Source organism: Accumulibacter sp. (genome assembly GCF_029255145.1).
Lineage (GTDB): Bacteria > Pseudomonadota > Gammaproteobacteria > Burkholderiales > Rhodocyclaceae > Accumulibacter.
In genome coordinates this window covers 1-8,823 of record NZ_JAPUVQ010000141.1, presented here as the reverse complement: position 1 = coordinate 8,823, position 8,823 = coordinate 1, and the positions used below count along the sequence as shown (strand labels likewise).

Genomic DNA, 8,823 nt, shown 5'->3' with positions numbered 1-8,823 from the left:
GAGGCTTCAGCCGCTTCGTTACCTCCACGACTGCTCCAGTTGCTACCGGCCGGAGCGAAAGTTGCCGGGCGGGATTCGCACCCGCTGGAAAACAGCGCCTTGTCACGGCGCACAGGAAAATAGGATCACGAATTCGGTGTGCGCGGCGCCATCGCCTTCATCCGCAACTCCTGTGCCGCGCCCTGGCTTGACCCGGTACGCCTGCGTGCGCTTCTCGCCGAATTGTTCCTGCTGCAACTCGAATAACCTTGCCCAGGCCTGCCCAACGCATCTTCCCAGGCGCGCGGCGCACCCCGCCCCGGGAAAGGCTCGCCTGGCGATCGTAACAGAGTTCCCACAACCTCTTGTGTCCCTCTGACTGAACCCCACACCACCCGCGCCGCAAGCGCTCCCTTGCCGATAGCCACCCCCCATCCGACCCCCCTTGGCGGAGACAGCGGGCGTAACCGGCAAGCACTGTCGATTCGGCGGGCTCATGCGTCAGGGCTGGAAACGGCCGTGCTTCCTATGCAGGAGAAGGTTTTTCCGGTAGAATCCCTGCCCTTGTAATCCGGTGCACGAGCCTTCTCGATGTGCGTCGGACCGGACCGAAGTGGTCCGCGTGCGTGTATCGTTATCCGGCGGCGCGAGCCGCCGTTTCAGTTTCAAATGCTCTGCAATGGGTGGCCCATGTCGCACCTGATGAATACCTACGCCCGCTTGCCGATCGCTTTCAGCCATGGCGACGGCAGTTGGCTTACCGATACCGAGGGCAAGTGTTACCTCGATGCCCTGGCGGGGATTGCCGTTTCCACGCTTGGCCACAACCACCCGGTGCTGGTCGCGGCGATCGCTGCGCAGGCCGGGCGTTTGCTGCACTGCTCCAACCTCTACCGGATTCCGCAGCAAGAGCAACTCGCCGACAAGCTGGCGGGTTTGGCCGACATGGAAGAGGTTTTCTTCTGCAACTCGGGCTGTGAAGCGAATGAGGCGGCGATCAAGCTGGCGCGCTTCCGCGGTCACCGTCAGGGAATCGAGCGGCCGGCGATCGTGGTGATGGAGAAGGCGTTCCACGGGCGGACCATGGCGACGCTTTCGGCGACCGGCAACCGCAAGGCGCAGGCCGGTTTCGAGCCGCTGGTTTCGGGCTTTGTCCGCGTGCCCTACAACGATCTCGAAGCCATTCGCGCGATTGCCAAGACCAACCACAACGTCGTCGCGGTAATGCTGGAGATCATCCAGGGCGAGGGCGGGATCAATATCGCCGACGTCGGCTTCCAGCGCGGTCTGCGGACCCTGTGCGACGAGAAGGACTGGCTGCTGATCTGCGACGAGGTGCAGTGCGGCACCGGCCGGACCGGCACCTGGTTTGGCTTCCAGCACGCGGGTATTCGGCCGGACGTGGTGACCCTGGCCAAGGGACTAGGCGGTGGCGTGCCGATCGGCGCCTGCCTGGCGGCTGGCAAAGCGGCCGGGCTGTTCAAACCCGGCAAGCACGGGTCGACTTTCGGCGGCAATCAGTTGGCGACGACCGCCGCGCTGACGACCATCGCGGTGATCGAACAGGACGGCCTGATCGACAACGCGGTGGTGGTCGGTCGCTTGATTCGGGAGGGGCTGGCGCAGGCGCTGGCCGGCCGCGCAGGCCTGGTCGCCATTCGCGGCCAGGGCCTGATGATCGGCGTCGAGCTTGATCGACCCTGCAGCGAACTGGTCAGCCGCGCGCTCGGGGTTGGCCTGTTGATCAATGTCACCGACGAGAAGGTTGTGCGCCTGCTGCCGCCGCTGAACTTCAGTGCCGACGAGGCGCGCGAACTGGTCTCGCGTCTGGGTGCGCTGATCGGCGATTTTCTTGGCCCCCGGTAGAGAGTTGCCATGGATGGCGTAAAGCATTTTCTGCAGTTCAGGGACTTCACCCGCGCTGAGTTCGACCATCTCTTCGAGCGGTCGCGGTGGATCAAGGGGCAGTTCAAGTCGTACCAGAAGTATTGGCCGCTCAGCGACCGCACGCTGGTGATGATCTTCGAGAAGGCCAGCACGCGTACCCGCCTGTCGTTCGAGGCCGGCATGCAGCAACTCGGCGGTTCGGCGATCTACCTGAACAGCCGCGATTCGCAACTGCAGCGTGGCGAGTCGGTCGAGGATGCGGCACAGGTGATCTCGCGGATGAGCGACGTGGTAATGATCCGAACCTTCGAGCAGTCGATGATCGAGCGTTTTGCGGCCAAGTCGCGCGTGCCGGTGATCAATGGTCTGACCAACGAGTATCACCCCTGCCAGATCCTCGCCGATATCTTCACGTTCATCGAACATCGTGGCCCGATTCAGGGCAAGACGGTGGCCTGGATCGGCGATTCGAACAACGTCTGCAACACCTGGCTGCAGGCCGCCGAGGTGCTCGACTTCAATGTGCATGTGTCGACCCCGCCGGGCTACGAAGTCGAACCGGCGCGCGCCGGCCTGTATGGCACCGGCCACTTCGAGCACTTCGCCGATCCGCTGGACGCGGCGCGCGGCGCCGATCTGGTGACCACCGACGTGTGGACCTCGATGGGTTTCGAAGCCGAGAACGACGAGCGGCGGCGTGACTTCGCGGCCTGGCAGGTTGGCCTCGAAATGATGCGTATTGCCGGTCCGCGTTCGCTGTTCATGCACTGTCTGCCGGTACATCGCGGTGAGGAGGTCGCGGCGGCGGTGATCGATGGCGCTCAGAGCGTCGTCTGGGACGAAGCGGAAAACCGCATGCACACCCAGAAGGCGCTGCTGGAGTATCTCCTGCTTGGCCGGGTAGAAGTTTCCACGAATTCAAATCACGCGGGAAAGCAATGCCATGAGTAAGGTCAACAAAGCGGTTCTTGCCTATTCGGGTGGCCTGGATACTTCGGTGATCCTGAAGTGGCTGCAGGACACCTATCACTGCGAGGTGGTGACCTTCACCGCCGACGTCGGTCAGGGCGATGAACTCGAGGCGGCGCGTCCGAAAGCACTGAAGTTCGGCATCGCGCCAGAGAACATCTACATCGACGACCTGCGCGAGGAGTTCGTCCGCGACTTCGTTTTCCCGATGTTTCGCGCCAACACCGTGTACGAGGGCGACTACCTGCTCGGAACCTCGATCGCCCGGCCGTTGATCGCCAAGCGGATGATCGAAATCGTCGAGCAAACCGGTTCCGATGCGGTAGTGCACGGGGCGACCGGCAAGGGTAATGACCAGGTCCGCTTCGAACTGGGTGCTTATGCGCTCAAGCCGGATATCCGGATCATTGCCCCGTGGCGCGAGTGGGATCTGCTGTCGCGGGAGAAGTTGCTGGCCTACGCCGAGTTGCACGGCATTCCGGTCGAAATGAAACACCAGCAGGGTGGCTCACCGTATTCGATGGACGCCAACCTGCTGCACATCAGCTACGAGGGCCGTCACCTCGAAGAGCCGGCCGCCGAAGCCGAAGAGTCGATGTGGCGCTGGACGGTGTCACCCGAAGCGGCGCCGGACGCCGCCGAGTACCTCGACCTCGAATTCGAGAAAGGGGACCTGGTTTCGATCAACGGCGCGCGCCTGCCGGCACACGAGTTGCTGGCGTTGCTCAATCGGCTGGGCGGCAAGCACGGTGTCGGCCGCATCGACCTGGTCGAAAACCGCTACGTCGGCATGAAGTCGCGCGGCTGTTACGAGACTCCGGGCGGAACGATCCTGCTGCGCGCGCACCGCGCTATCGAGTCGATCACCCTCGACCGGGAAGTCGCGCACCTCAAGGATGACCTGATGCCGCGCTACGCCAGCATGATCTACAACGGCTACTGGTGGAGTCCGGAACGTTGCGCGCTGCAGGCCCTGATCGATCATACCCAGCAGTCGGTAAATGGCTGGGTGCGGCTGAAGCTCTACAAAGGCAACGTGATTGTCGTCGGCCGCGATTCGAAGTCCGATTCGCTGTTCGACTCGACGATCGCCAGTTTCGAGGATGATGCCGGTGCTTATGACCAGAAGGATGCCGGCGGTTTCATCAAGCTCAACGCTTTGCGGATGCGCATCGCGGCCAGGCTGGCGGGGCGGAAGCGCTAACAAGAGGAGGTGCCTCGTCATGCTCGGGCTGACGGAAGAGCAGATTTCTGATTTCGGCATGACCTTCGGGATCGGTGCCTTCATGCTCTTCATGTTGTTCATCATCGGCGAGATCGCCTGGAAATCCAAGGCCGGAAAGACGGGAACGATCGTCCTGTTCTTTGTCCTGTCATTCGGCATGCTTGGCTTCATTGCCAAGACGCTCATGGAAAAGTTCTGGGGACTGTGAAATATGTCGCAATTTGATAACGTGAGCGTGGTCAAGCAGGCCAATGTCTACTTCGACGGCAAGTGTGTCAGCCACACCCTCGAGCTGCCGGACGGGAGCAGGAAAACGCTCGGCGTCATCCTGCCTTCTTCGCTGACGTTTACGACCACCGCTCCGGAAGTGATGGAGGGGGTAGGCGGTTCGTGCCGTGTTCGGCTGCAGGGTGAAGGCCAGTGGAAGGCCTATGGCGCGGGCCAGTCCTTTGCAGTGCCGGCGGACTCGTCGTTCGAGATCGCCTGCGATGACGTGTATCACTACGTCTGCCATTTCGGATAGGCTCGGTGGGCGACGCGGCTGATCGCGCCTGGATGCCGGGATGACGGTCGCGGCTGCCAACCGTCGCCACCCTGAGGCAGATTGTTGCTCGGTCAAAGCAAACTCTCAACTGGAAAAGACATGCCATCATTCGATTTTTCCTCAGAAGCCGACATGGCGGCCCTGCACAACGCCATCGACGTCACCAGGCGGGCCATCGACAATCGCTACGATTTCAAGGCAACCAGTGCCAAGGTCGAGTTGAACGAGAAGGACAAACTGATCACCCTTTACGGGGACTCCGATTTTCAGCTTGACCAGATCAAGGACCTGCTCTTTCCGGCCATGGAGAAGAAGGAAAAGGAAAGCACCAAGCGGCTGGATAGCCAGCCGGTGCAGCGCGTCTCCGGCAACAAGGTCAAGCAGGATCTGAAAATCAAGGTCGGCATCGAGTCGGAACTCGCGAAGAAAATCGTCAAGCTGATCAAGGACTCGAAACTCAAGGTGCAGGCATCGATTCAGGGTGACGCGGTGCGGGTCACCGGCGCCAAGCGCGACGATCTGCAAGCCTGTATCGCGGCGGTCACCAAGGCGATCAGCGATTTCCCGATCAAATACGGCAATTTTCGCGACTGATCGCTGCGCACGGTGTGTGCGCCTCCAAGCGTCAGCCAGCGACACCTTCGAGCCCTGTCCGGGGCGCTTGCTTGCCGCATCTCGCGGTGCGCTTGTGCTACCCTAGGCGGTTCTTGTTCGCCATGGAAGCAAGCTGTCTGGCGTCGCCGGACCGCGGACAACCGATGAACCTGCCGTTGCGAGGCCAGATCTTGAGTGCTTTGCCGATCAGTTCGCCCCTCCGACTTGCGGTCCGGCAGCGCAAGAGCGTTTCCTGCGGGCATGGTTTTCCGCTTGGATAAGCCGGTCGAGCTGCCGGTGCCCGCGACCCGATCCGAGCTTGGCGCCCTCTCGTGGACCGAGGAGTTGCGGCGGGTGGCCGTGGCCGTCAGCAAGAAGGACCGCGGCCCAGCGGCGAATCGCCAGCGCCTGTTTTACCTCTTGCAGTGGACGCCGGACCTCCGGGGTTTCGGGGTGACCGTGAACAAGGGCCGCGACCCGGAAAGTGCCGACGAGCTGTGGAGTCTCGATCGTGCGCTGAGCAAACCACCGCGTTTCGTCACCGACGAGGATCGCGACATTCTGCGCTTGCTTTGGGCCGAGCGTTCCTTTGATACCGGCCTGCGGGTTTTTGGCCTGGGGCCGCTGCACGGTGGCGAGGTGCTGCAACTGATGGCGCAAAGTGGCCGCCTCTGCCGCAAGGACGATTTTTCGACCTTGACTCTGGCCGTAGCGCGTCCGGCTACTCTCAGCTGGCGGCTGAACGGCGACGGGCGGCGGGTTCCCCTGCTGACGCCGGAGCCGGTCGCCAGTCTGGTTGTCCCCTTGCCGGCACCCTGGTACGTCGATTCCGACCGGCGGCTGGTTGGCCCGTTGCAGGTGTCGGGTAACCCGGCGGTCGTCGCGCGCCTGTTCTCGCTGCCGCCGCTCTCGGCGACCGCCGCGGCGCTGGTGGGGGAAGCCCTGACCGAACCGGCTGGCGACTTGCCCAGCGACCCGGAAGACGCCGGTACCGGCATCCGCAACATCACCGCCGACCCCGTGCCGGTGCTCCGTCTGCAGACCTTGCAGACGCTCGGCAATCGCGGCTGGCGAGAATACCTTGCCACCTACGGGGGCGGACCTTTCGACGTCGCCTTGCCAGTTTTCCGCTACGCCGAGGTCGAAGTGAAACCCGACGACACCCGGGATTTCTCGATTCTGGCTAGCGGCGAGACGGTTCGCATCGAGCGCCAGCGAGCGCGCGAAGAGCAGTTGATGGACGTGTCGGCGGCGTCCGGTCTCGAGAAAGTCCCGGGCTACGTGCTGCAGACCTTCGGGCGACCGCCGGACAATGCGTATGGCCTGGCCTTGGAGGGCATGTGGGCCACCTTCATGCGCGACGAGTTGCCTCGCCTGCGTGGCGCTGGCTGGCAGATCGAGTTCGGCGACGACTTTCGCCATCGCCAGCTCGAGGTCGAGGCCTGGGATGCCGACCTTGTCGAGTCGGAGAATGGCTGGTTCGACCTCGACATGGGAGTCATCGTCGAAGGCCAGCGCCTGCCTCTGGCGCCGCTGCTCGCCGCGCTGTTCCGGCGAGACGGGCGCTGGCTCGACGCCAGCCTGCTGGCACAGATCGCCGACGACGAAGTGATCGAACTGGTGACGCCGAGCGGGCAGCGCGTGCGAGCGCCGGCATGGCGCTTGAAGCCGCTGGCGGCAACGCTGATCGACCTCTTCGACGGCTTTCCCGGCGGCAATACCCTGCGCCTTTCGCGTTTCGATGCCCCGCGCCTGGTGGAACTCAACGATCTCAGTCGCTGGATGTTCCGGGGACAGCGGGATGTCCTGGCGCTTGCCGACCAGTTGCGGCTGGCGCAAGGCATTGCGCACATCGATCCACCCACCGGACTGGGGCTGGAGCTGCGGCATTACCAGACCGAAGGGGTGGCCTGGCTGCAGTTTCTTCGCGCCCAGAAGCTGTCCGGGATTCTGGCCGACGACATGGGATTGGGCAAAACCGCGCAAACGCTGGCCCACCTGCTGCTCGAAAAGGAAGGGGGCAGGCTGGATCGTCCGGCGCTGATCGTTCTGCCGACCTCGCTGATCTTCAACTGGAAGAACGAGGCGGCTCGCTTCGCACCGGGGCTGTCGATCCTCTCGTTGCACGGCCCCGAGCGCAAGAGCAGGTTTGCCGAGATCGCGCAGCACGACGTGGTGTTGACCACCTACCCCCTGCTCTGGCGTGATGCGGCGGAATTGACCCGGCACCGCTACCACCTGCTGATTCTTGACGAAGCGCAGACGGTCAAGAACGCGCGCAGCCAGGGCGCCGAGGTGGTCCGCAAGGTCACCGCCCGGCATCGCCTGTGCCTGACCGGAACTCCCCTGGAAAACCACCTGGGCGAACTGTGGAGTCAGTTCGACTTTCTGCTGCCCGGTTTTCTCGGCAGCAATCAGAACTTCACCAAGTACTGGCGTACGCCGATCGAAAAGCAGGACGACACGGAACGTCGCGAGTTGCTCGCCCGCCGCGTTCGTCCCTTCATCCTGCGTCGCAAGAAGGAAGAGGTGGCGCGTGAGTTGCCGCCGAAAACGATTATCGTGCGCAAGGTCGAGCTCGCCGGTAGCCAGCGCGATCTGTACGAGACGGTGCGCGTGGCGATGGACGAGAAAGTCCGGGTGGAAATCGCCAGCAAGGGTTTCAGTCGCAGTCAGATCGTCATTCTCGACGCACTCCTGAAACTGCGGCAGGTCTGCTGCGACCCGCGGCTGGTCAGGGCGAAGGCCGCGCTGAAGGTCAAGGAGCGGGCCAAGCTTGATCTGCTGATGACGATGCTCCCCGAGCAGGTCGAGGAGGGGCGGCGGATCCTGCTCTTCTCGCAGTTCACCAGCATGCTGGCGCTGATCGAAAAGGAACTGAAGCTTGCCGGCATCGGCTACGTCCTGCTCACCGGCGAGACCAAGGATCGCGAGGAGGTGGTGCGCCGCTTTCAGGCGGGCGACGTGCCGGTCTTCCTGATCAGTCTCAAGACCGGCGGCGTCGGACTGAATCTGACCGCCGCCGACACCGTCATCCACTACGATCCCTGGTGGAACCCGGCGGCAGAAAACCAGGCCACCGATCGGGCTCACCGCCTCGGTCAGGACAAGCCGGTGTTTGTCTACAAGTTGATCGTCGCCGGCAGCATCGAGGAGAAGATCCTCGCCCTGCAGGAGCGCAAGGCCGAACTGGCGGCGAGCATCCTGTCGGCCGATCATGGGGTTCGCGCCAAGTTTGGGAGCGACGACATCGCCGCGCTGTTCGCACCGCTACCTGCCTGAGTCGTCCGCGCAGAGCCGGCGACCTTCTGGCCCGGACAGCGGGATGCGGGCGCTGGCGCGGTTGGCGCGCTCACTCCAGGCCGGCCAGTTGCCGGCGGCAGTTTTCGAAACCGCTCATCGCAGCAGCGTCCAGCGGCCTGCCTTCGCGGTCACCATCACCCGCGCGCGGCGAAACGCGGCATGCGTCGGGCCCTGGCCGCGCTGCTTGCTCCGGGGCCAGGTTAGGTGATCTCTACGAATATTCATACCGCACAGGCCGGTCGGATCAAGATGTCCCACTTGGGTAGAAGTGGGTTTCGTTCCAGCCTGGACTCGACAGCTTGCATGGCATCCTTGGCCACGG

Annotated in this window: 7 protein-coding genes; all 7 read left to right on the top strand. The window is 63.3% G+C overall.

Annotated elements, in window-relative coordinates:
- Positions 1–669: 669 nt before the first annotated feature.
- The 7 genes from Q1L50_RS17300 (at position 670) to Q1L50_RS17270 (ending at position 8,480) form a co-directional block, all read left to right on the top strand.
- The gene (locus Q1L50_RS17300; protein ID WP_300341175.1) at positions 670–1,845 is read left to right on the top strand and encodes an aspartate aminotransferase family protein; all 1,176 of its coding nucleotides are present in this window, start codon (positions 670–672) and stop codon (positions 1,843–1,845) included.
- Between the two features lie 9 nt (positions 1,846–1,854).
- Complete coding sequence (gene argF / locus Q1L50_RS17295; protein WP_300341173.1) at positions 1,855–2,817, top strand: ornithine carbamoyltransferase; 963 nt, start codon at positions 1,855–1,857, stop codon at positions 2,815–2,817.
- Positions 2,810–4,039, top strand: a complete 1,230-nt coding sequence (locus tag Q1L50_RS17290) for an argininosuccinate synthase (protein WP_300341170.1) — start codon at positions 2,810–2,812, stop codon at positions 4,037–4,039. Before argF ends, Q1L50_RS17290 begins: the two co-directional genes overlap by 8 nt.
- Before the next feature lie 19 nt (positions 4,040–4,058).
- On the top strand, positions 4,059–4,268 hold the full coding sequence (locus Q1L50_RS17285; protein WP_300341167.1) for a DUF2788 domain-containing protein: 210 nt from the start codon (positions 4,059–4,061) through the stop codon (positions 4,266–4,268).
- A gap of 3 nt (positions 4,269–4,271) precedes the next feature.
- On the top strand, positions 4,272–4,583 hold the full coding sequence (locus tag Q1L50_RS17280) for a pyrimidine/purine nucleoside phosphorylase (protein ID WP_300341164.1): 312 nt from the start codon (positions 4,272–4,274) through the stop codon (positions 4,581–4,583).
- Between the two features lie 120 nt (positions 4,584–4,703).
- On the top strand, positions 4,704–5,198 hold the full coding sequence (locus Q1L50_RS17275) for a YajQ family cyclic di-GMP-binding protein (RefSeq protein ID WP_300341162.1): 495 nt from the start codon (positions 4,704–4,706) through the stop codon (positions 5,196–5,198).
- A 273-nt stretch (positions 5,199–5,471) separates the two neighbouring features.
- The gene (locus Q1L50_RS17270; protein ID WP_300341159.1) at positions 5,472–8,480 is read left to right on the top strand and encodes a DEAD/DEAH box helicase; all 3,009 of its coding nucleotides are present in this window, start codon (positions 5,472–5,474) and stop codon (positions 8,478–8,480) included.
- Positions 8,481–8,823: the final 343 nt, after the last annotated feature.

Coding starts and splice junctions, on each gene's coding strand:
- Q1L50_RS17300 (WP_300341175.1), top strand. CDS start 670: ATGTCGCACCTGATGAATACCTACGCCCGCTTGCCGATCGCTTTCAGC.
- Q1L50_RS17285 (WP_300341167.1), top strand. CDS start 4,059: ATGCTCGGGCTGACGGAAGAGCAGATTTCTGATTTCGGCATGACCTTC.
- Q1L50_RS17280 (WP_300341164.1), top strand. CDS start 4,272: ATGTCGCAATTTGATAACGTGAGCGTGGTCAAGCAGGCCAATGTCTAC.
- argF (WP_300341173.1), top strand. CDS start 1,855: ATGGATGGCGTAAAGCATTTTCTGCAGTTCAGGGACTTCACCCGCGCT.
- Q1L50_RS17275 (WP_300341162.1), top strand. CDS start 4,704: ATGCCATCATTCGATTTTTCCTCAGAAGCCGACATGGCGGCCCTGCAC.
- Q1L50_RS17290 (WP_300341170.1), top strand. CDS start 2,810: ATGAGTAAGGTCAACAAAGCGGTTCTTGCCTATTCGGGTGGCCTGGAT.